Below are 26,826 nucleotides of genomic sequence, written 5' to 3' on the forward strand. Positions count from 1 at the left end.
AGCTACGCGGGATCAGAGGTGCTCGGAGTAGAAAGCGGCGAGCCGGTCCACGGCGGCGTCGACGTACTCCGGCACGTCGTACATCTCGTAGTGCCCGGCGTCTTCGACGACCATGAGGTCGACCGGGTTGGGCACCATCTTCCACAGGCGCATGCCGGACTCGTAGCTGCCGGTGGTGCCGCGGCGCCCGGCCAGGACCACCTGCACCGGCTGGGTCAGCAGCTCGTCGGCCAGGTGGAACGGGTCGAAGCCGAGCAGCAGCGCGTCGCCGCGGGCCAGGCGGCGGTTCGTCGAGTGCTCGCTCCTGCCGCGCTCGGTGCGGTAGTAGGTGATCGCCTGGGTGGTGTCGAGGTCGGCCGGGCCCGCCTCCTCCAGGGTGTCGGGCAGCCAGTTCAGGCGGGTCAGCTCGCCGGTGCGGTTCTCCTCGGTGCGCGCGGCGGCCATGGCGTCGAGCGCGGCCGCCGGGCCGTCCGGCTGGAAGCCGCGGAACGCCGCCCCGATGTCGCTGGGGACGACGGTGCCGACGGCCTTGATGCGGTGGTCCGTGCGTGCCGTGTGCACGGCGTAGCTGCCGCCGGCGCAGATGCCGAGGACACCGATGCGGTCCGGGTCGACGCCGGGCACCGTGCTCAGCGCGTCGATCGCGCAGGAGATGTCCTCGCCGCGGCGGTACGGGTCTTCGAGGTCGCGCGGTTCGCCGCCGCTGCGTCCCTGATGAGCGGGGTCGAAGACGAGCGCCGTGATGCCGTGGGCGGCGAGGCGGGAGGCGTAGTTCGCACCGATCTGCTCCTTCACGCTGCTGCCGGGCGTGGAGAGCACCACGGCCCGCGGCGTCGCGTGGTCGCCGGGCAGGTGGAGATCGGCCGCGAGCTCGATCGGCCCGCGCGGGATCGTCAGGTGGCGGAGCACTGGGTCGTCCCTTCGAGTATCGTTCAACAACACCACTAGTACATAAATGAACTAGTTCCGAACGGTACCAGATCGGGAGAAGTCATGCCGGTGGACGCCGCTGAGCTGTGGACGCTGAACCACCGCCTGTTGACCGTCGTCCTGGACGCCTGCACCGCGGAGCTGACCGCGCTCGGCCTGGATCCCAAGGAGTTCTTCGTCCTCGCCGAGGCACCGGCGTCGCCCTACCCGGCCGAGCTGGCGGCAACGCTGGTGATCCCCAAGGCGACCATGACGGTCTACGTGCGCAACCTCGTGGCGAAGGGGTTCATGCGCCGCGAGATCGACGACGCGGACCTGCGGCGGCACCGACTCGTGCTGACCGCGCAGGGCCAGGAGGCGCGGACCCGTGCCCTCGCGGCGCTCGCGGCGGAGTTCGACCGCAGGCTGGCCAAGATCGCCGCGCGCGACCGCACCGAGCTGCAGCGCATCCTGCTGGAGCTGCTGGACTGACGTCCGTGCGGGGATCATGGGGTGTGGACGCAACCAAGGACCCGGTCGTGCGGGACGCAAAGCTCGACGACGTCGCGGAGATCTGCCGGTTCGGCGAGGAGCACGTCCCGGCGCACTACACGCCGTTGATCGGCGACGAGGCCGCCGGCCAGCAGGTCGCGAGGTACTGGAACGACGACCAGATCACCACAGCCGTCACGAACGGGCTCGTGGTCGTGGCCGAGCACGACGGGCGGATCGTGGGCGTCGGGCAGCGCGGGCGACGAGATTCCGACCACGTCATCTACAAGCTCTACGTCGAACCAGGACTGCGTGGCCACGGCATCGGGCCGAGACTCATCGACGCGCTGAGCGCACACATCGACGCCGACGTCCTCTACATCGAGCACTTCGTAGAGAACGAACGAGCGGGCGCGTTCTATGAGCGTGAGGGCTTCACGATCCAGCGGGTCGAGGACGGCATCGTGTGGCGGTCGCGCCCGCTCACTCGCCCCTGATCACGCGCCGCAGCTTCGGCAGCCGCTCGGCCACCGCCCGTTCGGCACCGCGGCCGGTCGGCTCGTAGTAGTCGCGGCCGACCAGGTCGTCCGGCGCGTACTGCTGCGTCAGCACGCCTTCCGGCACGTCGTGCGGGTACCGGTAGCCCTGCGCGTTGCCCAGCTTCGCCGCGCCCGCGTAGTGCCCGTCGCGCAGATGCGCCGGCACCGACCCGATCGCGCCCTTGCGGACGTCCTCGATGGCGCCGTAGATCGCGGTCGTCACGGCGTTGGACTTCGGCGCGGTGGCCAGGTGGATCGTCGCCTGCGCGAGGTTCAACGCGCACTCCGGCAACCCGATGAGCTGCACGGCCTGCGCCGCCGCCACGCACGTCTGCAACGCCGTCGGGTCGGCCATGCCCACGTCCTCGCTGGCGTGGATCACGAGCCGCCGCGCGATGAACCGCGGGTCCTCCCCCGCCTCGATCATGCGCGCGAGGTAGTGCAGCGCCGCGTCCACGTCCGAGCCGCGGATCGACTTGATGAACGCCGACGTCACGTCGTAGTGCTGGTCGCCGTCGCGGTCGTAGCGGACCGCCGCCTTGTCCACGGTGGACTCCAGCAGCGGCAACGTGATCACGCCGCCGTTGGACGCCAGCGCGGAGTCCGCCGCCGCCTCCAACGCCGTCAGCGACCGCCGTGCGTCGCCGCCCGCCAGCCGGATCAGGTGGTCCTCGGCGTCGGGTTCGAGGGTGACCTCGCCCTTCAGCCCGCGCTCGTCGGACACCGCGCGCCGGATCACCGACCGCACGCCGTCGTCGGTCAACGACTTGAGCTGCAACACGAGCGAGCGCGACAGCAGCGGCGAGACCACCGAGAAGAACGGGTTCTCCGTCGTGGCCGCCACCAGCAGCACGATCCGGTCCTCGACGGCACCGAGCAGCGCGTCCTGCTGGGTCTTGGAGAACCGGTGCACCTCGTCGATGAACAGCACCGTCGACTCGCCGGACCGCACCAGGCGCCGCCGGGCCTCGTCGATGACCGCCCGCACCTCCTTGACGCCCGCCGACAACGCCGACAGCGCCACGAACCGCCGGCCGGTCGCCTTGGAGACCAGCGTCGCGAGGGTCGTCTTGCCGGTGCCGGGAGGGCCGTAGAGCATCACGGACGCGGGCGTCGCACCCTCGACCAGGCGGCGCAATGGCGCGCCCGGCCCGAGCAGGTGGTCCTGACCGACGACCTCGTCCAGCGTGGCCGGACGCATCCGCACGGCCAGCGGGGCGTTGGCCGCGATGCGCTCGGCCTTCTCCTCGTCGGTCGCGCCGAAGAGGCCCTCGTCGAACAGACCTTCGCTCATGCGTTCGAGCCTAGTTGACGTGCGCGAGTGCCGAGGCACGGCGTTCGAGCCCAGCCGACGTGCGCGAGCGCCGAAGCACGGCGTTCGAACCCGGCTGCGGACAGGAGCGGCCCAAGTCGTGTGCGAGGATCGCGTTCCGTGCCCATCCCCCGCGCCGTGCTGCTCGCCGGACCGTCCGGCTCCGGCAAGTCGACCCTCGCCGCCCACCTCGGCTGGCCCGTCCTGCGCCTGGACGACTTCTACCGCGACGGCGACGACCCGCTGCTTCCGCGCGACGAGCACGGCCGCGCCGACTGGGACGACATCGGGTCGTGGAACGCCGACAAGGCGTTGCGGGCGGTGATCGAGCTGTCGGAGACCGGCAAGGTCGAGGCACCCGTCTACTCGATCAGCGAGGACCGCGCGGTCGGCACGCAGACGATCGAGCTCGGCGACGCGCCCGCGTTCATCGCCGAGGGCCTGTTCGCGGACCTGCTCGTCGAGGGCGCGCGGGAGGCCGGGGTGCTCAGGGACGCCATCGTGCTGGCGCCGAGCCCACCGGTCACGTTCGTCCGCCGGTTCGCCAGGGACGTCGCCGAGGCCCGCAAGCCGGTTCCGACGCTGCTCAGGCGCGGGTGGCGGCTGATGCGCGAGCAGCCGCAGGTGGTCAGGAGGTGCGTGAACGCCGGCATGCGCGCCACGACTCCGGCCAGGGCGAGGACCGAACTCGTTTCGTGATCAGCTTCGCCGGTGGTGACGGCTCTGATCTGGCAGGATGCCGCTCACACCACGACCGGGAGTAGCCGCTATGTCCGAAACGCCTGGTTGGTCCTCACCAGACCAGCACCCCGACCAGCCCCAGCAGCCGCAGCAGCCTCCCGGCTACTACGCGCCGCCCCCGCCGGGAGCGCAGCCGACGATCAAGCCCGGCGTGATCCCGCTGCGCCCGCTCGCGGTCGGCGAGATCGTGGACGGCGCGATCACCACGATGCGCCGCTACCCGCAGCTGATCCTCGGTGCGGCCGCGGTGGTCGCGGCGGTCACCCAGATCATCGGTCTGCTGGTGCAGCTGCCGTTCCTCTCGAGCATCACCGACCTGGCCACGCTCGACCCGAACACGATGTCGCAGGAACAGCTCGCGCAGCAGCTCCAGGACTCCCTGATCAGCTCCTTCGGCGGCGTGCTGCTGGGCGTCCTGCCGATCCTGTTCGGCACGGTGTTCCTGTCCGGCTTCGTCACCATCGTGGTGGGGCACGCCGTGCTGGGCAAGCCCGTGACGTTCGCGCAGGCGTGGGAGGAGTTCAAGCCGCGCCTGCTGCCGCTGGTCGGCGCGACGCTGCTGGCCGGTCTCGCGATCGCGGTCGGCCTGGTCTTCTGCGCCATCCCCGGCATCTACCTCTACGTGCTGTTCTCGCTGGTCACGCCCGCGCTGGTGCTGGAGCGCTGCAGCGTCGGCGTGGCGTTCAGCCGCTCGCGGGCACTCGTGAAGAACGCGTGGTGGCGCACGTTCGGCGTCCTGCTGCTCACCCTCGTCATCGGCTGGGTGATCAGCTGGATCGTCAGCCTGCCGTTCGGCCTGCTGGGCGCCGCGACCACCGGCTTCAGCGCGGACCCGTTCGCGGCGCTGAGCATCGGCTCGCTGATCCTGTCGACGATCGGCGCGATCATCGCCTCGACGATCACGCTGCCGTTCAGCTCGGCGGTCACCGTGCTGCTCTACGTCGACCGCCGGATGCGCTCGGAGGGCATGGACATCGAACTCCAGCGGGCCGCGGGACATGGCGGTATCTGACGTACCGGTAGATCTCGGCGGGGACGAGGCGCGGGACGCGGCCGCACGCGAGCTGAGCGACCCCGCCTACGTCTCCGACGACCCCAACCCGCTGGAACGCGCGATCGACTGGGTGCTGGACCGCCTCGGCGAGCTGTTCGCCGGGGCGGGCGGCGTCAGCGGCATCACGGCGGTGACCGTGCTGGTCGTGGTCGCGGTGATCATCGTGATCGTCGTCCGGCTGCGCACTGGCCGCACCACGCGGTCGCTGCGCTCGGGCGGCGAGGTGTTCGGCACGGCAGTCCTCACCGCCGCCGAGCACCGCGCCGCCGCCGAACGGGCCGCGGCCGGCGGTGACTTCGCCGAGGCCGTGCGCGAACGGTTCCGCGCGGTCGTGCGGGAGCTCGAACACCGCGGCGTGCTCGACCCGCGCGCCGGGCGCACCGTCGACGAGGTCGCCCTCGAGGCGGGTAGGGCACTCCCGGTGCTCGCCGACGACCTGCGCGGTGCGGCGGTGCAGTTCGACGACGTCTGGTACGGCGGCCGTCCCGCGACCGGCGAGGGGTACCGGCGGCTGGTCTCGGTCGACGACAGGGTGCGCGGATGACGGCGGTCTCCCCGGACGCCCGGCGGATCTGGACCGCGACGCGCGGTCCCCTGCTGATCGGCGTGATCATCCTGTTCGCGGCCGTCGTGCTGACGTTGCTGCGCGGCACCGGCGAGGGCGGTTCGCTCGACCCGCGCTCGTACCAGCCGGGGGGCAGCCACGCGCTCGCGCGGTTGCTGGAGCAGAACGGCGTGCGCGTCGACCTGACCGACACCGCGTCGTCCGTGGAGGGCGCGACGCTGTTCGTGACGCAGCCGAACCTCATCGACCCGGCGCGGCTCGCGGACCTGAGCCGCCGCGCCGCCGCCACCGTGCTCGTGGCGCCCGCGGGCGGGGTGGGCCGGGTGGAGGTCGAGACGCGTCAGCCGGGGTGCCCGCTGGCGATGAAGGCCGGCGCCGCGACCGTCGGCGGGTTCGTCTACGAGGGCGACCAACGGTGCTACGACTCGACGTTGGTGCGCACCGGCACCGTGACGGCGCTCGGCAACGGGGCGATCTTCACCAACCGCGACCTCGACTCCGAGGGCAACGCCGCGCTCGCGTTGTCGTTGCTGGGCCAGCACGAGCGGCTCGTCTGGTACGTGCCGTCGGCGGCGGACCGGTCGCAGCAGAAGTCGCTCACGGACCTGATGCCCGCAGGCTGGAAGTTCGGCGCGCTGCAGCTCGGCATCGCGGCCGTGCTGATCGCGCTGTGGCGGGCGCGGCGGCTGGGCCGGGTGGTGCCGGAGCCGCTGCCGGTCGTGGTGCGCGCCGCCGAGACCGTGGAGGGACGCGCCCGGCTCTACCGCCGCTCGCACGCCGCGGGGCACGCCGCCGCGGTGCTGCGCCAGGCGACGCGTGACCGGGTGACGCCGTTGCTGGGGCTGCCGGCGGGCGAGGACCCGTCCGGCGAGATCGCCCGCAGGACCTCGCGTCCTGCCGCGGAGATCAGGACTTTGCTGTATTCCGAGGAGCCGGTGGACGACCGGGGGCTGGTCGCGCTGGCATCCGCGCTGGACGCACTGGAGAACGAGGTTCGCAAGGGATGACTGTCACCACAGACGAAGCACGCACGGCGCTGGTGGCGTTGCGCACGGAGATCGGCAAGGCCGTGGTGGGCAACGACGCCGCCGTAACGTCGTTGATCCTCGCGTTGCTGTGCAAGGGACACGTGCTCCTGGAGGGCGTGCCGGGCGTTGCGAAGACGTTGCTGGTGCGGGCGCTCGCGCGGGCGCTGGACCTGTCGACGACGCGCGTGCAGTTCACGCCCGACCTGATGCCGGGCGACCTGACCGGGTCGCTGGTCTACGACTCGCACAACGCCGCGTTCTCGTTCCGCGAGGGTCCCGTGTTCACGAACCTGCTGCTCGCCGACGAGATCAACCGCACGCCGCCGAAGACGCAGGCAGCGCTGCTGGAGGCGATGGAGGAACGGCAGGTGTCGGCCGACGGCACGACGCGGCCGCTGCCGTCGCCGTTCATCGTCGTGGCGACCCAGAACCCGGTCGAGTACGAGGGCACCTACCCGTTGCCCGAGGCGCAGCTGGACCGGTTCCTGCTCAAGGTCACCATGCCGATCCCGGCGCGCGAGCACGAGATCGACGTCCTGTCGCGGCACGCGGCCGGGTTCGACCCGCGCGACCTGTCGGCGTTGTCCGCGGTCGCCGGCGCCGAGCACCTGGAGGCCGGGTCCGCGGCGGTGCGGTCGCTGACCGTGGCGCCCGAGGTGATCGCATACGTCGTCGACGTGTGCCGTGCGACCCGTGATTCTCCTGCGGTGCGTCTGGGTGTTTCTCCGCGTGGCGCAACGGCTTTGCTGGCTGTCGCGCGCGCTTGGGCGTGGTTGTCGGGCCGCGACTACGTGACGCCCGATGACGTGAAGTCGCTCGCACGGCCCGCGTTGCGGCACCGGTTGGAGCTGCGTCCGGAAGCCGAGCTGGAGGGCGTGACGGCGGACGGCGTGCTGGACGGCGTGCTCGGCGCGGTCCAGGTGCCGCGCTGACGTGGCGCTCACGGGCCGCGCGGGCCTGCTCGCGCTCATCGGCGTCCTCGTGGTGGGATTGCTCTTGCCGTCGTGGCAAGGAGTCCTGCTCATGTTCGGTGTTCTCGTGGTGTGCGTGGCGGCCGACCTGGTGCTGGCCGCCGGTGTGCGGCGGTTGACGTTCTCGCGTGCCGGGGCGACTTCGGTGCGCACGGGCGAGTTGTGCGAGGTGCGGCTGACCGTGCACAACCCTGGACGCAGGCTGCAGGGTGTTCTTCGTGACGGATGGGCGCCTTCCGCCGGTGTGGTCGCCGACCGCGTTGCGGTGGACGTGCCCGCCGGTGGCTCGCGTGTGTTGTCTTTCGAGCTACGGCCCGTGCGTCGAGGCGATCGCGTGGCCGACCGTGTGACCGTGCGTTCCGTCGGCCCGTTGGGCATCGCGGCGCGGCAGGGTTCGCATCAGGTGCCGTGGACCGTGCGTGCGCTGCCGCCGTTCCACAGCCGTCGCCACCTTCCGCCCCTGCTGGAACGCTTGCGCGAGTTGGACGGCCGTCGTGCCTCACTGATCCGTGGTGCCGGCACGGAGTTCGACTCGTTGCGCTCGTACGTCATCGGCGACGACGTCCGTTCGATCGACTGGCGTGCGTCGGCCCGTTCGTCGGACGTGGTGGTGCGCACGTGGCGGCCGGAACGCGACCGTCAGGTGACGATCGTGCTCGACACCTCGCGCACCTCGGCCGCACGGGTGGACGGCGCGCTGGGTGGCCTGCCGCGGCTGGACACGTCGATGGACGCCGCGTTGTTGTTGTCCGCCTTGGCATCGCACGCGCGCGACCAGGTGGACTTCCTGGCGTTCAGCCACAAGGTCCGCGCGTCGGTGCCGCGCGTCTCGCTGCCCGTGCTGGTGCAGGCGATGGCACCGCTGGAAGCCGAGCTGGTGGAGTTCGACGCCCGTGGCGCGGTCGCCGAGGTGCTGCGCCGGGCCTCGCGCCGGTCGTTGGTGGTCGTGCTGACGTCGTTGGAGCCGTCGATCGAGCACGGTCTGCTGCCGCTGCTGCCTCCTCTGGCGGCACGGCATCGGTTGCTGATCGCGTCCGTGCAGGATCCCGCAGTGCATGCGATGGCGTCGGGCCGTGACGATCTGGAGTCCGTGTACGCCGCCGCTGCCGCGGAACGGACTCTCGCCGAACGCCGCCGCATCACCGCTTTGCTCGCACGGCACGGCGTTGACGTGGTGGACGCACTGCCCGACGAACTGCCGCGCGCTCTCGCGGACCGCTATCTGTCGTTGAAGGCTGCGGGCAAGCTCTAGACCGAGACGGGTGCAACGTCCTCGCGTTCACGCGCGTCGACGTCGCCCGTCTCGCCTTCCTGAGCGGCTCGCCTGCCGACGACGAACACGTAGAGCAGGAACAGCACCTCGGCGACCACGCCGATGCCGACACGGGCCCACGTGGGCAGGCTGGACGGCGTCACGAACCCCTCCAGCACACCGGACACCAGCAGCACCACGACCAGCCCGAGCGCGACGGCGACCACCGAGCGGCCCTCGGCGGCCAGTGCGGCGGCGCGGGTGCGCGGGCCGGGGTCGATCACCTGCCAGCCCAGCCGCATGCCGATGCCGGCCGCGACGAACACCGCCGTCAGCTCCAGCAACCCGTGCGGCGCCAGCAGTCCGAGGAACAGCTCGCCGCGGCCGGCGCCGAACATCAGGCCGATGCCGACGGCGACGTTCAGGGCGTTGGTGAAGAGCAGGTAGATCGGCGGGATAGCGAACAGCACGCCCAACAGCAGGCAGGCGGCGGTGATCCAGGCGTTGTTCGTCCAGACCTGCGCCGCGAACGACCCGGCGGGGCCGCTGGAGTAGTAGGCCTCGTAGGCGCCGCCCGCCTTGGTCATCTCGCGGATCTCGTCGGGCGCGGCGATGGTCGCCTGCACCTCGGGGTTGGACGCGATCCACGCCGCGATGACACCCGTGACCAGGTAGAACGCGAGCCCGGCCGGCACCCACCAGCGCCAGCCGAGGTAGATCGCGGCGGGCAGGCGGTGGGTGAAGAAGCGGGTGACGACGCGCCACGCCGGGGTGTGCGCACCCGTCAGCGCCGCGCGGGCGCCCGCGACCAGGGACGACAGGCGTTCGACGGTGGCGGGGTCCGGCATCCGGCTGCGCACGGTCGACAGGTGCGTCGTGACGCGCTGGTACAGCTCGACCAGCTCGTCGGCCTCGGGCCCGCTGAGCCTGCCGGACCGCTTCACGAGCTGCTCGAGCCGCTGCCACGACGCGCGGTGGCGCTCGATGAACACGTCCAGATCCACGATGGGTCACACTATCCGCGTGGGGGACTTGGTTACCGGCGAAGCCGTGGTTCTGGACCTGCGCGTCGCTCAGCTCGCCAGCAGGGCGGTGGCGTTCGCGTTCGACGTGGCCGTGCAGTTCGGCCTGCTGCTGCTCGTGTTCCTGATCTCGCCCGTCGACCTCGACGGCGCGCTGCGGACGGCGCTCGCGCTGGCGCTGACGGTGGCCGTGATGATCGGCTACCCGACGGCGGTGGAGACGCTGACGCGCGGCCGCTCGCTGGGCAAGCTCGTCATGGGCCTGCGCGTGGTGCGCGACGACGGCGGCGCCATCCGCTTCCGGCAGGCCCTGGTGCGCGCCCTCGGCGGGTTCGTCGTGGACTTCTGGGTCCTCGGGCTCGGCGGCGCGATCGCGCTGTTCGTGTCGCTGTTCTCCCCGCAGGGCAAGCGGGTCGGCGACTACCTGGCGGGTACCGTCGTGATCCACACCCGCGCGCCGAAGCAGGAGGTGGCGCTCACCGAGATGCCGCCGGAGATGGCTCAGTGGGCGTCGGGTCTCGACCTGTCGCAACTGCCGGAGGAACTGGTGCTGGCGGCGCGGCAGTACCTCACGCGGTACCCGGAGCTGAGCGAGACGGCGAAGTGGGACCTCGGGGCACGGCTGGCGGACGACGTGGGGGCCGCGATCCGATCGCCCCGGGTCGAGTACGCGCACCCGCGGGCCTATCTGGCGGCGGTGCTGGCGGAACGGCGGCGGCGCGCGAGTTAGGCGCCTGCGAGCCGCAGACGTTCCGGCCCCTGCTCGCGGACGGCCTCCAGCGACACCGGCGCGTCCCCGTGCAGCGCCTCCCACCGGGCGTTGTGCACGGCGGTCCACAGGCTCGCGGCCCAGGCGATCTCCAGTTCCTCTCCGGAGAACCACCGTCCGCGGCACGACTGGTAGGCCTCCAGGAACGCCGCCGAGCTCGCGACCGGCACCAGACTCGGCGGGGACGCGTTCGCGAACGCCCCGGCCGCCGCGCCGACGAGTGCCGCCTCCGGTTGCCAGCCGAGGCTGTCCCAGTCGTGCACGGCCAGCACGTCGCCGTCCTGCCAGCGGAGGTTCTGCGCCTCGAAGTCCGCATGGCCCAGCACGCACGGCCGGTCCGCGGCGAGCAACCGCTTGCGGACCCGCTCCGCGATCTCGACCACGAACGCCGGCACCACGCTCTGGTCCCGCGCGTCGAGGAAGCCGATCACCGGCCACACCCCGGAATCGCTGTGGTCCCAGCGGGACCAGCGCGGGTTCGGCAGCGGAGGCGCGACGACGACCTCCTCCAACGCGGCCGTCAGCCTAGCGAACACGGCCGCGTATCGCCGGGCCACGTCCGGTGACGAGCCGAGCAGCATCTCGCCGCCGGGCAACGACTCCTCCGCGTGCACGGCCAGCCCGTCGACCACGACGACCGGCGTGATCGGGCGAGGGCACGGCAGTCCGCGAGACGCCAAAGAAGCCTGTGCGGTCAGGCAGGACACAGCGCGGCCGTCGTCCTCGCGCGCCTTCACGTAGACCGAGCGCCCGTCGGCCAGCCGTACGCCGTGCACCGACGAGATCGACACGCGCGAGTAGAACACCTCGACCGGTGCGCTCCCCAACCAGGAAGCGCACCAGGATGCGAGGTCGAACGTCATACGCCGAGAAGCTCCTGCAGCAGCAGAGGGTTCATGTAGTCGTCGTAGCGGACGATCTCACCGTCGCGCAAGCGGATGATCGCGATGGCGGTGAACGTGTAGTAGTCCTGCTTCACCTTCGACCAGCCGCGGTGGGTGATCTCCGAGACGACCACGGACGGGTCGTTGGTGAGCCAGCACTGCGCCTCGACCTTCTGGATCTCGATGCGCTCCCGCACCGAGGCGCCGCGGACCTTGCCGAAGTACGCGCGGATCTCCTCGCGGCCCTTGATCTCCTCCGGCTGGAAGGACGTCGGGAAGCGGTAGGCCATCACCCCGTCCTCGGCGAAGAGGTCGGCGAACTGGCCGTGCGTCTCCTCCCCCGCCACCATCCGGCGAACGTGCTCGACGATCTGCTCTGGCGTGCGCGTCATCTTTCGTGCCCCCACTTCAGTAGAATCGGAACGGTGACCCCGGTTAGAACGATACGGAACGCACGCCCCGGTTGGCAACGGTGAGGGCCGATGCGGCGCGGAACCGCGAGAAGGTGCTGGACGCGGCACGGGCGCTGTTCGCGGAACAGGGCTACGACGTGCCGTTGGACGAGATAGCGACGAAGGCCGGCGTCGGGCCCGGCACGGTCTACCGCCACTTCCCGACGAAGCAGGCCTTGTTCCAGGCCGTCACGGAGACGCGCGTGACGGCCATGATCGCGTCGGCCTCCGAACCGGCGGAGAGCGCGAAGGACGCGTTGTTCGCGTTCCTCGGGCGGATGGCGGACGAGGCTGCGGCGAAGCGGGACATGACCGATGCGTTCACGCTGTCAGCGGACCTGCGCAAGAACCTGCACGCGGCGTTGGGCGGCCTGCTGGAACGCGCCCAGGAGGCCGGCGAGGTCCGTGCGGACGTCACGGCCACGGACCTGGTGGTGCTGATGAAGGGGATGCTGCAGAGCCTGCAGGAGGGCGGCGCGAACCCCGCCGTGCTGCTGGAGATCGTGCTCAGCGGCCTTCAGAGCCGGAAGCCGTAGGGCAGCTCCAGGCGGTGGCGCGCCAGGAGCTCGGCGTCCGCGAGGATCTCGCGCGTCGGGCCGTCCGCGACGACCACGCCGTCGTCGATCAGCACGCTGCGGGGGCAGATCTGCAGCGCGAACGGCAGGTCGTGCGTGACCATCAGCATCGTGCGGTCCAACGCCAGCAGGAGCTCGGCGAGCTCGCGCCGCGCGACGGGTTCGAGGTTCGCGGACGGCTCGTCGAGCACCAGGACCTCGGGGTCGCAGGCGAGCACGGACGCGAGCGCGACGCGGCGCCGCTGGCCGCCGGAGAGGTGCAGCGGCGAGCGGTCGGCGACGGACTCCATGCCGACCGCGCGCAACGCCCTCAGCACCCGTCCGTCCACATCGGACATGCCGAAGTTGCGCGGCCCGAACGCCACGTCCTCGGCGACGGTCGGGCTGAACAGCTGGTCGTCCGGGTCCTGGAAGACGAGCCCGACGCGGCGGCGGATCTCGCGCAGGTTCTTCTTGGTGACCTCCAGCCCGGCGATCGACACCGTGCCGGAGCCACCGGAGTGGACGCCGTTGAGGTGCAGGGCGAACGTGGTCTTGCCGGCACCGTTCGGGCCGAGCACCGCGACCCGTTCGCCGCGCTCCACCCGCAGGTCGACGCCGAACAGCGCCTGGTGCCCGTCCGGGTAGGCGAAGGCGAGCTTCGAGACCTCCAGCGCCGGTGCCGCGGGGGTTTCCGGGACGAACGCCACCGAGCCTCCAGGACTGCCCGCCCAGCCGCGCGACACCATCGCGAGGTGCACCCTCTCTCCGCGTTCGTAGGACCGGATGAACAACGTGCCGACCGCACGGGCCGTGGCGCCTGCCTGCCACAGGAAACGCGGGTCGTCGCCGCGTGAGATGCGGGCGACGCGCATGCGCTTCGCCTCCCCCACCACGACCTCGCCGTAGCGGAGCATCAGCGTGGCGATCATGATCAACGGCGCGGGCACGCGGAGCGTCTGCAGCCCCTTCAGCAGCTCCCCCGGCGCGGTCGTGGCGGCCAGCGTCAGACTGACCAGCATACCCAGGGTGCCCTTGACCAGGATGTTCCACCCCGCCAGCGAGCCCTCGACCGAGACGGAGAAGCCCAGGAAGTCGGTGCGCGGGTCCGTGCCGAAGATCGGCAGCAGGAACGCGAGCACCACGAACGGCACCTCGATCACCGCGCGCTTGAGGAACCACAGCACCGGCACCCGCGCGACCCACCACACGGCCACGACGAGCAGCAGGTACAGGCCGAACAACGGGAACATCGTGCGCGGCGTCGCCACGACACCCAGCACCGCCGCGAACGCCACGAGGATCTTCACGTGGGGCGCGAGGCGGTGCACCGGCGAGTCGCCGGCGTGGTGCAGGACGTCGTGGGCGCCGGCCATCAGGCGTCGGTCTTCTTGCGCAGGAACCAGAACAGGCCGAACGACAGCGCCAGCACGACGACGACGCCGAGGACGCCCGCGAGGCCGGTGAACCGGTCGTCGCCGCCGAACGCGTAGTCGGCGAACGTGCTGCCGGAGAGCGGGTGGTCCTGGGCGTGCTCGGCGATGCCGGTCTCCTCGACCGTCTTGTCCAGGCCGTCCGGGTCGCCCGACGCGAAGTACGACAGCACGCCCGCGATCAGCAGGGACACCACCGCGAACCCGAGGAAGAACTTCTTCACGACCGCACCTCCAGCGGCTTGCGGCTGTTCTTGAGCAGGAACACGAGATCAGGCCGGATCGCCGCGACCGACGTGACCGTGACGGCGGTGATCAGGCCCTCACCGACGCCGATCAGCGCGTGCAGGCCCCACATCAGCAGCGCGACCTTGCCGATCTCGACCCCGCCGACGCCGCCGACCGCGTACTCGACGACGAAGCCGGTCGAGGCGAGCAGCGTGTTGACGAAGGCCGAGACGAACGCGACGACAGCCAGCCCGCCCTTGCCGCGCTCGGCGAGCTTGCGCAGGGCGACGGCGACGAGGAACCCGGTCGCGGTGCCGATCAGCGCCATGTTCGTGACGTTGGCGCCGAGCGCGGTGAGCCCGCCGTCGGCGAACAGCAGCGCCTGCACGACCAGCACGATCGTCACGCAGAGCGCGCCGACGTACGGGCCGACGAGGATCGCCGCGAGCGCGCCGCCCAGCAGGTGGCCGGAGGCGCCGGGCAGGATCGGGAAGTTGATCATTTGGACGGCGAAGATGAACGTGGCCACCAGGCCCGCCATCGGCGCCGTGCGGTCGTCGAGGTCAGCGCGTGCCCTGACCAGCGCGTACCCGACCCCCACGGCCGCGATGACGAGGAACACGACCGAGACCGGCGCGTTCAGCAGACCGTCGCTCATGTGCATGGCAACAGGTGACATGTCTGATCACGCTAATTGCCGGTACTCGGCTATGGCTAGAACTGTGCAACAACGATTTGCAGGCAAGAAGGCGGCGGTGGTCACACCCCGGTGTTCGTGGCGGCCTGTCGAACGGGTTCGACGGCCGGGCCGAGCGTGCGCCGCGACGGCTCGTCACCGCGCGGGGTCTGCCGTAACGTCCAAATTCGAACATCCGGATTTCACGACGAGCGGGGTGTGCGGTGGATCTTCAGCACTGGCTCAACGAGGCGCTGGCCAACCACGAGAAGTGGACCGCAGAGCACGGCTCCTTCACACCCCACTCGTCGCTCCAGGTCGACCCGACGGTCTTCGGCTCCGCCCTGGCCGAGCTGCAGGACCGGCTGCACGACAACTACCCGTTCTTCCACCCGCGCTACGCAGGCCAGATGCTCAAGCCTCCGCACCCGGCCGCGGTCGTGGGCTACCTGTCGGCGATGCTGATCAACCCGAACAACCACGCGCTCGACGGCGGCCCCGCGACCGCCGCCATGGAACGCGAGGTCATCTCGCAGCTCGCGACGATGTTCGGCTACGGCGAGCACCACCTGGGGCACCTGACGTCCAGCGGCACGATCGCGAACCTGGAGGCGCTCTTCGTCGCCCGTTCGCTGCATCCGGGCCGCGGCATCGCCTACTCCTCCGAGGCGCACTACACGCACTCACGCATGTGCGGGGTTCTCGGAGTCAAGGGTTTCCCTGTGGCCGTGGATGGCCGTGGACGCATGGACGTAGGCGCTCTCGAGGAGCTCCTGAAGACCGGCAAGGTCGGAACGGTCGTGGTTACGCCGGGAACTACCGCTTTGGGTGCCGTCGAACCGGTGCATCTCGTGCTGGACGTCGCACGTCGCTACGACGCACGGGTGCACGTCGACGCAGCGTACGGCGGCTTCTTCACCCTGCTGGCGGGCACGGATCTGGAGCCAGAACCGTGGGAGGCCATCGGCTCGTGCGACTCCGTGGTGGTGGACCCGCACAAGCACGGTTTGCAGCCCTACGGCTGCGGCGCGGTCCTGTTCCGCGACACCTCGGTCGGGCGCTTCTACCTGCACGATTCGCCCTATACGTACTTCACGTCCGACGAGATGCACCTGGGTGAGATCAGCCTGGAGTGCTCACGGGCGGGCGCGGCCGCCGCTGGTCTCTGGCTGACGCTGCGACTGCTGCCGCTGACCCGCGACGGACTGGGTGAGGTCTTGGCGGCGGGACGGCGGGCGGCCGTGCGGTGGGCGTCGCTGATCCGCGGGTCGGAGCACCTGGAGCTCTACCAGGAGCCCGAGCTGGACATCGTGACGTACTTCCCCCGCACCAGCCCGCTGAGCCTGTCGGCCGTGGACGCGGCGTCGCACCGGGTGATGGAGACCGGCATGAACGCCGCCGTCGACCCGGTGTTCCTGAGCGTGGCACGGGCGTCGAGGGCGGCGTTCGCGGCCAGGCACCCGGAGGTGGCGGCCGACGCGGACGGGGCGAGGGTGCTGCGCAGCGTGCTGATGAAGCCGGAGTCGGAGGAGTACCTCGACACGCTGCACGCGCGGGTGTCGAGCCTGGTCTGAGGCCCGCGCTCTGGTCCGTCAGACCCGCGGCAACGCCGAAATGGGCGGCTCACCCCCGGTGAGCCGCCCGTCGGCGTGCGCGGTCAGCCGTGCTTGGCCCTGCGGCCGGAGCGGCGCGGCGGCAACGGCGTGTCGCCGCGCAGGTCGAGCCGGCGCTGCTCGCCGTTGGCCTCGAGGTGCGTGACCATCCGGCGCAGCATCTCGGCCAGCGACTGGGCCTCCGAGGACTCCAGCGGGTCGGAGACGAAGACCTCCTCCTCGTTGAACTTCGGGAAGAGGTCGGCCATCAGCTCCTCACCCTCGGGGGTGAGGCGCAGGACCGCGAGGCGCCCGTCCGTGGGGTGGCCCATGCGCTCCAGCAGGCCCCTGGACTGCAGCGTCTTGGCGACGCCGGTCAGGGTGCCCTTGGAGATGCCGGCCTCCTCGGCGACGTACCGCGTCTCCATCTCGCCCCAGATCCACACGACCCAGAGCACGACGAAGCCGGTCCAGGTCAGATCGCTGGTGCGCAGCACCGAGTTCTCGAGGTGCTGGCGGATGGCGGTCGCGGCGCGGTGGATGTTCGACACCGCCGCCATCTGCTCGCGGTGCAGCGGCACCGCGCCGAGCTTCGCCTGGACGGCTTTCTCGGTCTCGGCAATCGTGTGGTGACCAGACAACTCAAAGTCTCCCGTGCTCGAGCTCAGGTGTTCCCGGCACAATACTTGCGGTTCCGAACTATGTCTGTGATGTGGTGCGAGTCTGTCCGCACCCACTTTGATCACGATCCCACATCGTGCAAGATCTCGTGACGGTCGTCACCCGTCCAGTTACGGACTGTTGCCCCGTGGTGGACGATGAGTGTGGAGCACCACCGAGACCGAACGTGGTCTTTACCCCGCGGACGGGTTCATAACGTTTGCCCCTCGACGTTATCCCCTCCGTGCCAGCGACACACTGTGCCGGAAAGGTAGTCCGACGTGGTCGGTGAACAGGTGACACGGGAGCTCGCGACGAGACTGGGCGAGGGTGGGATCGACGTGGTGCGCGTCGTCTTCCCCGACCTGCTCGGCACCGACCGCGGCCGTGACGTCCTCGTGGAGCATCTACCAGCGGTGATACAGCGCGGGCTGTCATTTTGCCGCGCCGTCTACAGCACCACGCCCGGAGGCAAGACCACCGAGAACGGGGGTGTGCTCGACGCCGGGCTGCCCGACGTGATCGTGGTCCCGGACCTCGACACGCTGCTGCCGATCCCGTGGGAGCCGGGCGTCGCGTGGTGCATCGGCGACGCCGTGAGCCCCGCCGACGAAAGACCCGTGGACGAATCCCCGCGGCAAGTCCTGCGCAGGACGCTGGAAATATTCGAGACCACCGGACTGCAGCCGGTGGTCGGCCCCGAGTTGGAATATTTTCTCTGCGAACCGGACGAAGACCGCCCGAACGGGTGGCGGCCCTACTGCGACGAGCCGGGCAACGTGTACGCGACCGGGCGCCGCGGCGATTCCGACGGGCATCTGCTGAGAACTCTCCGGACGCTCAGCTCGGCGGGTCTGCAGACGACCGGCGGCAACCACGAGTACGCGGGCGGACAGTTCGAGATCAACCTCGTCCACTCCCCCGCAATGGACGCCGCCGACCGCGCGTTCCGCTTCAAGACGAGCGTCAAGGAGCTGGCCAGGCGGGAGGGCCGGCTCGCGACGTTCATGGCCAAACCGTTCAACGACGGCGGCGGGTCCGGCTTCCACCTGCACCTCTCGTGCCACGAGAAGGACGGCCGCAACGCGTTCCAGGCCGCGGGCACATCGCACGGCCTGTCGGACGAGGCGCGCTGGGCGATCGGCGGCATCCTCAAGCACGCCCCGGCGCTGGCCGCGCTGCTCAACCCGACGGTCAACTCGTACAAGCGGTTCGGCCCCGACTCGCTCGCGCCGTGGCTGATCGACTGGGGCCTCGACAACCGCAGCGCCATGCTCCGCGTGCCGGCCGAGCGCGGCGAGACCACCCGCCTGGAGCTGCGCCTCGGCGACGCGAGCGCGAACCCCTACCTCGGCATCGCGGGCCTCATCGGGGCCACCTACCTGGGCATTCGCGACCGGATCGAGCCGCCCCGGCCGTCAGCGGGCTACGGCTACGACCCGTCGAAGGCCCCGACGCTGCCCGCCACCCTCCCCGACGCGCTGGCGTACCTGGAGGAGGACACGGCGATGGTCGAGGTGCTGGGCAAGGACTTCGTGCGGTCCTATGTGGACTTCAAGTGGGAGGAGGTGGCCCGGTTCCAGCGGTTCGTGACCGACTGGGAGTTCACCGAGTACGCGTACCACCTATAGTTCACCTGCGATGACTGCACTCACGGACCGGCTCACCTCGATCGCCGACGAAGACGAACTGTTCGACACCTTCTCCCACTGGGCCGCCGAACGCGGCCTCGCGCTGTACCCGGCGCAGGAGGAGGCGGTCATCGAACTCGTCTCCGGGGCCAACGTCATCCTCAGCACGCCGACCGGTTCCGGCAAGAGCCTGGTGGCCATCGGAGCCCACCTCGTCGCCATGGCCGGCAACCAGCGCAGCTTCTACACGGCGCCGATCAAGGCGCTGGTCTCGGAGAAGTTCTTCGCGCTGTGCGACGTGTTCGGTCCGGAGAACGTCGGCATGATGACCGGCGACGCCTCGGTCAACGACCAGGCGCCCATCATCTGCTGCACGGCCGAGATCCTCGCGAACATCGCGCTGCGCGACGGGGCCGACGCCGACGTCGGCCAGGTCGTGATGGACGAGTTCCACTTCTACAGCGAGCCCGACCGCGGCTGGGCGTGGCAGGTGCCGCTGGTCGAGCTGACCCAGGCGCAGTTCCTGCTGATGTCGGCGACGCTGGGCGACGTCTCGTTCTTCGAGAAGGACCTCACCCGGCGCACCGGCCGCCCGACCGCGGTGGTCCGCTCGGCGCAGCGCCCGGTGCCGTTGAACTTCCAGTACGTCTCCACGCCGTTGCACGAGACGATCGAGGACCTGCTGCACGGCCGTGAGGCGCCGATCTACGTCGTGCACTTCACCCAGGCCGCCGCGCTGGAGCGCGCGCAGTCGCTGATGAGCGTGAACGTCGCCTCGAAGCCGGAGAAGGAGGAGATCGCGGCCGCCATCGGCAACTTCCGGTTCTCCTCCGGATTCGGCAAGACGCTGTCGCGGCTCGTGCGGCACGGCATCGGCGTGCACCACGCGGGCATGCTGCCCAAGTACCGCCGCCTGGTCGAGCAGCTGGCGCAAGCGGGCCTGATGAAGGTCATCTGCGGCACGGACACCCTCGGCGTCGGCATCAACGTGCCGATCCGCACGGTCGTCTTCACCGCGTTGTCGAAGTACGACGGCACGAGGACCCGGATCCTGAAGGCCCGCGAGTTCCACCAGATCGCCGGCCGCGCGGGCCGGGCGGGCTACGACACCGTGGGCACGGTCGTCGTGCAGGCGCCCGAGCACGAGGTCGAGAACATCAAGGCGCTGGCGAAGGCCGGCGACGACCCGAAGAAGCGCCGCAAGGTCGTGCGCAAGAAGGCACCGGACGGGTTCGTGTCGTGGAGCGAGTCGACGTTCGACCGCCTCGTCGGCGCCGAGCCCGAGCCGCTGACGTCGTCGTTCCAGGTCTCGCACGCGATGCTGCTGAACGTGATCGGCCGCCCCGGCGGTGGCGCGTTCGCCGCGATGCGCCACCTGCTCGAGGACAACCACGAGGACCGCCCGAAGCAGCTCAAGCACATCAAGCGCGCGCTGGCGATGTACCGGGCGCTCGTCGCCGCGGGCGTCGTGGAACGCGACGGCGACGACTTCCGCCTGACCGTCGACCTGCAGTTCAACTTCGCGCTGAACCAGCCGCTGTCCCCGTTCGCGCTGGCCGCCATCGAGCTGCTCGACCGCGAGGCACCGGGCTACGCCCTCGACGTGCTGTCGGTGATCGAGTCCACCCTGGACGACCCGAGGCAGATCCTGGGCGCGCAGGAGCACAAGGCGCGCGGCGAGGCGATCGGCGCGATGAAGGCCGACGGCATCGAGTACGACCAGCGCATGGAGCTGCTCGACGAGGTCACCTACCCCAAGCCGCTGGCCGACCTGCTCGACGCCGCGTTCCTGACCTACCGCCGCGGCCACCCGTGGGTCGGCGACTACGCGCTGTCCCCGAAGGCCGTCGTGCGCGACATGTACGAGCGCGCGATGACGTTCTCGGAGTACGTCTCCTTCTACGGCCTCGCCCGCTCAGAGGGCCTGGTCCTGCGCTACCTGGCCGACGCCTACAAGGCCCTGTCGCAGACAGTGCCGGAAGAGGCCAAGACCGAGGAGCTGCAGGACCTGATCTCGTGGCTGGGCGAGCTGGTCCGCCAGGTCGACTCGTCGCTGATCGACGAGTGGGAGAAGCTCACGAACCCGGACGGCGAGGCTGCCCCCGAGGTCCGCGTCGACCTGCCGCCCGCCGTCACCCGCAACGTCCGCGCGTTCCGCGTGCTGGTCCGCAACGCCCTGTTCCGCCGCGTGGAACTGGCCGCGAAGCGCGACTGGTACTCCCTCGGTGAGCTCGACCACGAGTCGGGCTGGACGGCCAAGGAGTGGATGGACGCGCTCGAGCCGTACTTCGAGGAGCACGCGACCATCGGCGCGGGCCCGAACGCGCGCGGCCCGGCGTTCCTCATCATCAACGTCGAGCCCGAGCGCTGGGTGTGCCGGCAGATCTTCGAGGACCCGGCGGGGGACAAGGACTGGGGCTTCAACGCCGAGGTGGACCTGGCGGCGTCGGACGAGCTGGGCGAGGCGGTCGTGACGATCACGGACGTCGGCCAGCTCTGACCCGTTCAGAGCTCGCGCAGGAAGGCACGCGCCTCCTCCAGACAGAGGTCGCTCCACCGCGCGAGGTCACACGCCGCACGGCGACGCACATGTCGCGGCGCCGTCTCGTCGTGCATGACGCTCCTCGCGGTGATGGCGGCCCGTTCGCGGTAGTCACGCCGTAGCTGGAGCATGGCCTCGGCGGCCCTGATCCGAACCACGGGTGACTGATCGGTGGTCATGCCATGTAACGCCCGCGCACCTTCTTCGGATTCGAACTCGCCCAAAGTCTGCTGAAGCCTTATTCGCCACATCGGCTCGCCAACGTTCATGGCGCGAAGGAACCGCACAATCTCGGAGCGCAGGTCTGGCCTGATTCTGCCGACCACCCCTGCGGCCTCCACCCGCGCCAGCGCCGGCAGGCTCTCGTCGACGATGAGGTCGCGCAGCACCGGAACGCCACGTTCCCGACCTTTCGCCCCGAACCTGGCCAGCTCCTCGGCGGCCCGCCACCGCAGCGCGGGGCTGGTGCTCGGATCTCGGCCGATTGCCTCCAACACCTGTGCTGCGGCGATCCGGTCTGCGAAGTCGTACTCGCGCAGCCGTTTCGCAGCACGCCATCGGGTCGCCGGCCGGTCGCTCGTCAGCATCGCGCGCAACACGTTGATCTCCTTGCACGCCTCGGCCAGTTCCATCCGCTGTTCATCGGAACGCGGTTCCACACCCGGTTCAGCTGGCCACAGCAGACGAGACGCCAGCCACCGGTCCCGCCACGGCTTCGTACGGTCGGCGACGACGGCATGTGCGTTCGTCTGCACCTGGCTGCTCCAGCGAGGGCCGAACTTCGCGAGCTCTTCCTGACCTCGCCACCCCAGTCCGTTCAACACCTCGACTGCCTCACCAACGAACCTCGTCGACAGCCGCGCCAGTTCAACGGCCGCAGTCACGCGATCGCGCACGGTGCTTTCCGGCGCGGCGAGCACGTCGCGAACAGCAGCTTCGATCTCCCGCGGCAAAGGTTGATAACTCCAGTAGTCCCAATGCGGGACACGATCTTCCAGCGGGATCCATCGATCGGAGAGCAGCATCCGCTGACCGGCCAGCCGCTCCCTCCGCATCTGGTAGTGAAGTGCGGTCTTCCGGTCCGCCGCTCTGCAGGCCGGATCCCGCGCGATGGCGCCTGCCAGGAAGTTCGTGGCGACGGTCGTCTCGTGGGTCATGTCATCAAGAGGACGGAGCGCCCGCACCTTCTCTGCCGCAGTCAGATCCGGGTGCGCCGCCACATCGCGCAACTGATCGACTACAGCGGACGTTGCCGTTACGTCGAGCTTATGTGTGTGTCTGGCGGATTCGCACCGGTTAACGGCCGTCTCCGTCAGGTCGTTCTGCACGCGTTGGTGGAAATCGAGCACCTCGGTTACAGCGCTGCGGGAGTGTTCGGCGAGTGCTTTCAAGGCGTGCACGCGGACCTCGTGACACAAGTACTCGTCGTCCGCGAAACGCCGGAGAAAATCGCTCGTCCCGCATCGCCGCAGTTGGACGAGTGCGCTCACCGCTCTCACCCGGTGCCCCACGGGAGTATCCGCATCTTCCACGAGCTCGATCAGTTGTGGCGCCGGATCGGCGCCGAGCAGAGTCAGCACGCACAGCTCGTCGTCCCAGTCGGATGATCGATCGCGGTGGTCACCCACCACTGCCTCGGCCACTTGGCCCGCGAGCTCCGGTTGCGCGGAGGCGACGAGCAGCGCTGCTCTGACGCGGTGCTCAGGATCCGCCTTTGCATCTACCACTATCGGCCAGAGGACGGCGACGAATTCCGGTTCGTGCGGACGTCCGGTCGTCTCCATCGCTTCGGCGAAGTTCACGACTTTCCCGGTCGTGCTGTCACTGCACGTTGTCATCGCCCACAGCGCGTCCGCGATCTGCCTCTGGAACACCGCAGCGACATCCGTGAACTGCTTCAGCCACTGCCGCAGGTAACACCTGGGAATCGCTTCTGCTCGGATGAGGTCGACCAGCCCGCGTACAGCGTCGCGATGGAACTGCTGTCCCAGCGTGACCAGATTGCAGGCAGCGCTGCCCCGCCAGCCCTCGTCGCGACCTTGGTCGTCGAGCACATGAAGCAGCACCTCCGCCGCGGCGGGCACGTCATCGAAAGTGCTTTTCGTGAACCACTGCGCGATCGGCGCGGCGTCTTCACTCTCACCGGGAACAGCCATCAACGAGATCAAGGTAGTCGCCAGCTCCGGACGAACGCGGCTGTCGAGCGCGACGAGGCACCGCAAAGCCGAAACCTTGAGTTCGGGGGCGTACCGCTGCACAGTCAGCCCTCGAAGAGGGCCGACGACCTCGGCGTGGAACTCAGGCCCGAGTTCCACGAGCTCCAAGGCCGCTTGGTTGCGACGCCCTGGATCGATGACCTCGTCGGCCAGGACCGCCCGCAGCGCTGCAACAGCACCCGGCCGCTCGGACTTGTCGGTGGTGGCGAGTGCCCTGAGCGCAGTTTCACGCTCCCAGTGCACCGCGTGCCGGTGATCGGTTGCTTCGATGAGATGCTTCAGGTGGCCAACGGCCTCCGCCTGATGCCGGGGACCGAGCTCGCCGAACGCCATCGCCGCCCAGAGGAGCATGTTCGCGTCGGCCGAGACGTCGTGGAGCGCGCGCCGCAGGACCGATACCGCGTGCTCGCGGTGTTCCCACCCACACTTGCTGAGCATCTCGCCGCATTGCCACAGGTTGTGGCGTGGCACACCTGGCTCGTCCGCCATCATCAGAAGGTGTCTGGCCGCCAGATCTCTCTGCGGTGGGCCGAGTCTGGCCATAGTCGCCGCTGCGACAACACGATCCCACCGCGCGAGGTGCACGCTGGTGATCCGTTCGGTAAGTGCACGAACCCCGAGTGCAACCTCACGAGGGCCCATCGCGCTGAGAGCTTCGGCAGCCAAGTTCAATGTGCTCGTCCCGCCCGACGCCGACCTGGTCCTCAGGACCTCCGCGAGGACTTCGGCGCAGATGCCGGAGTGCTCAGCGGCGATCTCGACCAGTCCACGTGCTGCCTCGACCAGGCTGGTCTGGGAGGCCTCAGAATGATTCAACGCGGCCACCAGCTCATCAACGGCATGGAGGCGGGCGGCACCACCCAGTGACGCCATCACCAGGGCCGCGTCGCGGTGGTCTCGCGAAGTCGCGAACGGATCGGCGAGAATCGCGCGCAAGGCGTGCTCTGCCATGTTTCGTTGGCTCTCGCCGAGTTCTGACAGCGCTTCGGCTGCGATCAGACGATGACCAGCTTGAGTATCCGGGTTGCTGACAGTCGTGTGCAGGCATGCGAGAGCCGATTGCTCGTGATGGTCCCGCAGGCGGGTAGCGAGAGCTGCCGCTGCCTCGACGCGGCTGCTCCATGGCGCACGTTCGTCGTTCATAAGGCCAACCAGCCAGTCGGACAAGCCTGGGTGGTGGGTTGCCCTGCTCGCGCCCGCAAGGATCTCGTAGGCGTTGAAGTGGGTGGTCATCGCCCAGCCACGCGCGGTGGCCAGGAAGTTGCTGACCGCCTCCGGACGGGCAGGGAGGTGACCTGCCAGGAGACGGGCAGCCAGCAAGTGCTGCTCGGAGTCACCGCCGTTCAATGCATCCAGCAACGCGTCGGCCTGGGGCGGGTGCAGGCGGCCGTAGTGCAACAAAACTCGTCGGGCATGGCGGCCGTGTTCCCGCGGGCGGGCGGCATGCAGGAGGTGCGCGAAGTCGGTGTGCTCAGCGGAGAACCGGTCCGGCAGGCCACGCGCTCTTCCTGTAGCGGCGAGGTGGTCGGCGAAGCTGTGGTGCAGGAACTGAACGTCGTCGGCTCGCAGCATGAACGGGCCGACCGCGGTGAGGAAGCGGGCGAGGTCGTCCTGCCACTCCCCTTTGGCGTTTTCGGCGGCCCAGGCACGGGCCGCGCCGAGCAAGGAGGTGTCGGCGTCCACACGGACCAGGCCGAGATGTTCCAACAGGGCCTCACGGTGTGGGTCCAGCGCACTCGGGCGGTGGGGGTGGCCGGTACGCAGGTACTTGAGATACGCCTCATACAGCTCGTACTGGTTGTCCGGCAACGGGTGCGCGCGGCGTTGTTCGAAGACGATCGCCGCGATCGTCGCTAGCAGCGGCACTCGTACCAGCTCGTCGAGGTAAGCCTTGCGGATCTGGCGCAGAAAGCTGGTGGCCGAGTCGTTGTCCTCCTCGAACCAGCTCACGGCAAACAGCCTCAGTGCCTCCTCGTCGAACGGCTGCAGTTCGTAGCGCACGGCGCCGATGCGTTGAAGTGGTGTCAGAACGCCACCTTCGATCGGCCTGGTCGTCAGCACGATCCGGTAGACGTCGCCTGAGGACGCCCAGCCGGCAAGCGCGTGCACGAGGTCGTCGCGGTCGGTGGACGAGGTGACCTCGTCGAGGCCGTCGACGAGCAGCAGCCAACGGCGGCCATCGACGCGCTCCTCGAAGTGCGACGGATCGATCGCGCACTTCAGACGCACGTTGTATTCGGCGCGTGCGCTCGCAGCCAACGCCTCGGCGAACGGCATGTTGAGGCGCGCGGCAAGCTCCCTGGCGGGCAGGCGCAGCGGCACGACGTCCTCGGTCAACGGGGCGGCTCCGTCGCCGGACCAGCTCAGCGCCAGGTCGGCAGCCAAGCGCAGTGCGAGGGTGGACTTGCCCTGGCCGGGGCCGCCCGTAATCACCAAGTGGTCATCGGCGTCCAGCACCTCACGCACAGTGTGCGACGGAGGCCGCACTGGCGCCCGCACGCGCGAAGGTGTGGACACATCGACGAGCTGCCCATGCCCGTCCACCATGGGTCGCGGCCGTGACTCGTCGACCGAGAGCTCGTCACCGCCGCTGCCCAAGTCCTGACGTACGTAAACCGTGGACAACGACGGTGTACGGGCGCCTCGCAGCCTGTAAGGCAGCTGCTCAGCCATGAGGACGTGGGCGCGCATCAGTGACGCTATTTCCACCGGGGCGTCGCGGCGAGAGCCGATGGAGACGTTGAGGTCGCCGTGAACAGTACCTACCTGGACTACGTTGGCTGCGTCGCTCGCCCGCTCCGAGGCCATGCCCGACCCCCTGCCGTGTTCGTTCGGCTTCGAAGGCTCGGGCTACGGTACCTCGCACCGGAGACGTGGTCTCGGGCATTGCGCCATCCGTGTCGCCCATCGATCAACTGAAGCGGCAGTTGCGCGAAGATCAGCAGCGACGGCCCGCGCGCGAGATCGTAGAACCGTCCACCATTCCTGCCGAACACCCGCAAAAGAGTTAATTGGTCTACCCGCAAACCGCGGTCCGCTAACGCAATGCGGTGAATCGCGCACGCCCCGACACACCGGTTCGGCCCAACACCCCGGCGCCACCTGGCCCATCTGACCGGCAGAACCGGCAACGCGCCGGGAAGAACGCTAAACGGCGCCTGTTGAGACGCAATGGTGGCCGATTGACCTCGTTAGTCGCAGTGCGGCAACATCATTGCGCGGGACCACCGTTGCCGAGATATGGTGTCGCCCAGTGGGGGAAATGTTCGCACTCGTCCTCACCCGCTGTCGCGACACGACGGGA

At 69.7% G+C, this 26,826-nt stretch carries 23 protein-coding genes and 1 pseudogene; 13 read left to right on the forward strand and 11 right to left on the reverse strand.

Annotation, left to right across the window (positions count from 1 at the left end; all coding sequences use genetic code 11):
- Positions 1–12 precede the first annotated feature (12 nt).
- Entirely contained in the window at positions 13–909 is an 897-nt protein-coding gene (locus ACFWV3_RS15810) for an alpha/beta hydrolase (RefSeq protein WP_382411910.1), read from the reverse strand.
- An 84-nt stretch (positions 910–993) separates the two neighbouring features.
- Between ACFWV3_RS15810 and ACFWV3_RS15815 the strand changes: the two genes are divergently transcribed.
- Both ACFWV3_RS15815 and ACFWV3_RS15820 read left to right on the forward strand, forming a co-directional pair.
- Positions 994–1,401 (forward strand): MarR family winged helix-turn-helix transcriptional regulator, encoded by a 408-nt coding sequence (locus ACFWV3_RS15815; RefSeq protein WP_382411911.1) that lies wholly within the window; start codon positions 994–996, stop codon positions 1,399–1,401.
- Between the two features lie 23 nt (positions 1,402–1,424).
- Positions 1,425–1,898 (forward strand): GNAT family N-acetyltransferase, encoded by a 474-nt coding sequence (locus ACFWV3_RS15820; RefSeq protein WP_382411912.1) that lies wholly within the window; start codon positions 1,425–1,427, stop codon positions 1,896–1,898.
- On the opposite strand, the gene ACFWV3_RS15825 is transcribed toward ACFWV3_RS15820, so the two are convergent.
- Positions 1,885–3,234 (reverse strand): replication-associated recombination protein A, encoded by a 1,350-nt coding sequence (locus tag ACFWV3_RS15825; protein WP_382411913.1) that lies wholly within the window; start codon positions 3,232–3,234, stop codon positions 1,885–1,887. The two genes, ACFWV3_RS15820 and ACFWV3_RS15825, sit on opposite strands and share 14 nt — an antisense overlap.
- Positions 3,235–3,372: 138 nt before the next feature.
- Between ACFWV3_RS15825 and ACFWV3_RS15830 the strand changes: the two genes are divergently transcribed.
- The 6 genes from ACFWV3_RS15830 to ACFWV3_RS15855 all read left to right on the forward strand — a co-directional run bounded on the left by ACFWV3_RS15830 (position 3,373) and on the right by ACFWV3_RS15855 (position 8,863).
- Entirely contained in the window at positions 3,373–3,951 is a 579-nt protein-coding gene (locus ACFWV3_RS15830; protein WP_382411914.1) for a uridine kinase, read from the forward strand.
- Between the two features lie 70 nt (positions 3,952–4,021).
- Entirely contained in the window at positions 4,022–5,005 is a 984-nt protein-coding gene (locus ACFWV3_RS15835) for a hypothetical protein (protein WP_382411915.1), read from the forward strand.
- Positions 4,992–5,591, forward strand: coding sequence for a DUF4129 domain-containing protein (locus ACFWV3_RS15840; RefSeq protein ID WP_382411917.1), 600 nt, complete (start codon positions 4,992–4,994; stop codon positions 5,589–5,591). The genes ACFWV3_RS15835 and ACFWV3_RS15840 overlap by 14 nt, the downstream gene beginning before the upstream one ends.
- Positions 5,588–6,619, forward strand: coding sequence for a DUF4350 domain-containing protein (locus ACFWV3_RS15845; RefSeq protein ID WP_382411919.1), 1,032 nt, complete (start codon positions 5,588–5,590; stop codon positions 6,617–6,619). Before ACFWV3_RS15840 ends, ACFWV3_RS15845 begins: the two co-directional genes overlap by 4 nt.
- The gene (locus ACFWV3_RS15850; protein WP_382411921.1) at positions 6,616–7,572 is read left to right on the forward strand and encodes an AAA family ATPase; all 957 of its coding nucleotides are present in this window, start codon (positions 6,616–6,618) and stop codon (positions 7,570–7,572) included. Before ACFWV3_RS15845 ends, ACFWV3_RS15850 begins: the two co-directional genes overlap by 4 nt.
- A 1-nt stretch (position 7,573) precedes the next feature.
- Entirely contained in the window at positions 7,574–8,863 is a 1,290-nt protein-coding gene (locus ACFWV3_RS15855; protein ID WP_382411923.1) for a DUF58 domain-containing protein, read from the forward strand.
- Here the strand turns inward: ACFWV3_RS15855 and ACFWV3_RS15860 are convergent.
- Entirely contained in the window at positions 8,860–9,867 is a 1,008-nt protein-coding gene (locus ACFWV3_RS15860; protein ID WP_382411924.1) for a stage II sporulation protein M, read from the reverse strand. The two genes, ACFWV3_RS15855 and ACFWV3_RS15860, sit on opposite strands and share 4 nt — an antisense overlap.
- Positions 9,868–9,886: 19 nt before the next feature.
- Between ACFWV3_RS15860 and ACFWV3_RS15865 the strand changes: the two genes are divergently transcribed.
- Positions 9,887–10,615 carry an RDD family protein gene (locus tag ACFWV3_RS15865; RefSeq protein WP_382411925.1) on the forward strand — a complete coding sequence of 243 codons (729 nt, stop codon included), beginning with the start codon at positions 9,887–9,889 and terminating at the stop codon, positions 10,613–10,615.
- Here ACFWV3_RS15865 and ACFWV3_RS15870 read toward each other — a convergent pair.
- Both ACFWV3_RS15870 and ACFWV3_RS15875 read right to left on the reverse strand, forming a co-directional pair.
- Entirely contained in the window at positions 10,612–11,517 is a 906-nt protein-coding gene (locus ACFWV3_RS15870) for a phosphotransferase (protein ID WP_382411926.1), read from the reverse strand. The two genes, ACFWV3_RS15865 and ACFWV3_RS15870, sit on opposite strands and share 4 nt — an antisense overlap.
- Positions 11,514–11,930 carry a nuclear transport factor 2 family protein gene (locus ACFWV3_RS15875; RefSeq protein WP_382411927.1) on the reverse strand — a complete coding sequence of 139 codons (417 nt, stop codon included), beginning with the start codon at positions 11,928–11,930 and terminating at the stop codon, positions 11,514–11,516. Before ACFWV3_RS15875 ends, ACFWV3_RS15870 begins: the two co-directional genes overlap by 4 nt.
- An 80-nt stretch (positions 11,931–12,010) precedes the next feature.
- On the opposite strand from ACFWV3_RS15875, the gene ACFWV3_RS15880 reads away from it, so the two are divergent.
- The gene (locus ACFWV3_RS15880) at positions 12,011–12,526 is read left to right on the forward strand and encodes a TetR/AcrR family transcriptional regulator (protein ID WP_382411928.1); all 516 of its coding nucleotides are present in this window, start codon (positions 12,011–12,013) and stop codon (positions 12,524–12,526) included.
- On the opposite strand, the gene ACFWV3_RS15885 is transcribed toward ACFWV3_RS15880, so the two are convergent.
- The 4 genes and pseudogenes from ACFWV3_RS15885 to ACFWV3_RS15900 all read right to left on the reverse strand — a co-directional run bounded on the left by ACFWV3_RS15885 (position 12,508) and on the right by ACFWV3_RS15900 (position 14,884).
- Positions 12,508–13,293, reverse strand: coding sequence for an energy-coupling factor ABC transporter ATP-binding protein (locus ACFWV3_RS15885; protein ID WP_382412334.1), 786 nt, complete (start codon positions 13,291–13,293; stop codon positions 12,508–12,510). The genes ACFWV3_RS15880 and ACFWV3_RS15885 overlap by 19 nt on opposite strands.
- Positions 13,282–13,920: pseudogene (gene cbiQ, locus ACFWV3_RS15890) on the reverse strand (cobalt ECF transporter T component CbiQ); the annotation flags it as partial. The gene ACFWV3_RS15885 and the pseudogene cbiQ, both read right to left, overlap by 12 nt.
- Entirely contained in the window at positions 13,920–14,201 is a 282-nt protein-coding gene (locus tag ACFWV3_RS15895) for a PDGLE domain-containing protein (RefSeq protein ID WP_382411930.1), read from the reverse strand. The gene ACFWV3_RS15895 and the pseudogene cbiQ, both read right to left, overlap by 1 nt.
- Positions 14,198–14,884, reverse strand: coding sequence for an energy-coupling factor ABC transporter permease (locus ACFWV3_RS15900; RefSeq protein ID WP_382411931.1), 687 nt, complete (start codon positions 14,882–14,884; stop codon positions 14,198–14,200). The genes ACFWV3_RS15895 and ACFWV3_RS15900 overlap by 4 nt, the downstream gene beginning before the upstream one ends.
- A gap of 221 nt (positions 14,885–15,105) precedes the next feature.
- On the opposite strand from ACFWV3_RS15900, the gene ACFWV3_RS15905 reads away from it, so the two are divergent.
- Positions 15,106–16,455, forward strand: a complete 1,350-nt coding sequence (locus ACFWV3_RS15905) for a pyridoxal phosphate-dependent decarboxylase family protein (protein ID WP_382411933.1) — start codon at positions 15,106–15,108, stop codon at positions 16,453–16,455.
- An 83-nt stretch (positions 16,456–16,538) separates the two neighbouring features.
- On the opposite strand, the gene ACFWV3_RS15910 is transcribed toward ACFWV3_RS15905, so the two are convergent.
- Positions 16,539–17,114 (reverse strand): MarR family winged helix-turn-helix transcriptional regulator, encoded by a 576-nt coding sequence (locus ACFWV3_RS15910; RefSeq protein ID WP_065920564.1) that lies wholly within the window; start codon positions 17,112–17,114, stop codon positions 16,539–16,541.
- Positions 17,115–17,414: 300 nt separating this feature from the next.
- Between ACFWV3_RS15910 and ACFWV3_RS15915 the strand changes: the two genes are divergently transcribed.
- Positions 17,415–18,764, forward strand: coding sequence for a glutamine synthetase family protein (locus ACFWV3_RS15915; RefSeq protein ID WP_382411935.1), 1,350 nt, complete (start codon positions 17,415–17,417; stop codon positions 18,762–18,764).
- A 10-nt stretch (positions 18,765–18,774) separates the two neighbouring features.
- Positions 18,775–21,264, forward strand: coding sequence for a DEAD/DEAH box helicase (locus ACFWV3_RS15920; protein WP_382411936.1), 2,490 nt, complete (start codon positions 18,775–18,777; stop codon positions 21,262–21,264).
- A gap of 5 nt (positions 21,265–21,269) precedes the next feature.
- Here ACFWV3_RS15920 and ACFWV3_RS15925 read toward each other — a convergent pair whose 3' ends face one another.
- A complete protein-coding gene (locus tag ACFWV3_RS15925; protein WP_382411937.1) occupies positions 21,270–25,979 on the reverse strand; it encodes an NACHT domain-containing protein in 4,710 nt (1,569 codons plus the stop codon).
- Positions 25,980–26,826: the final 847 nt, after the last annotated feature.

The sequence above is a fragment of the Lentzea sp. NPDC059081 genome, from assembly GCF_042738015.1.
Taxonomy (GTDB): Bacteria; Actinomycetota; Actinomycetes; order Mycobacteriales; family Pseudonocardiaceae; genus Lentzea.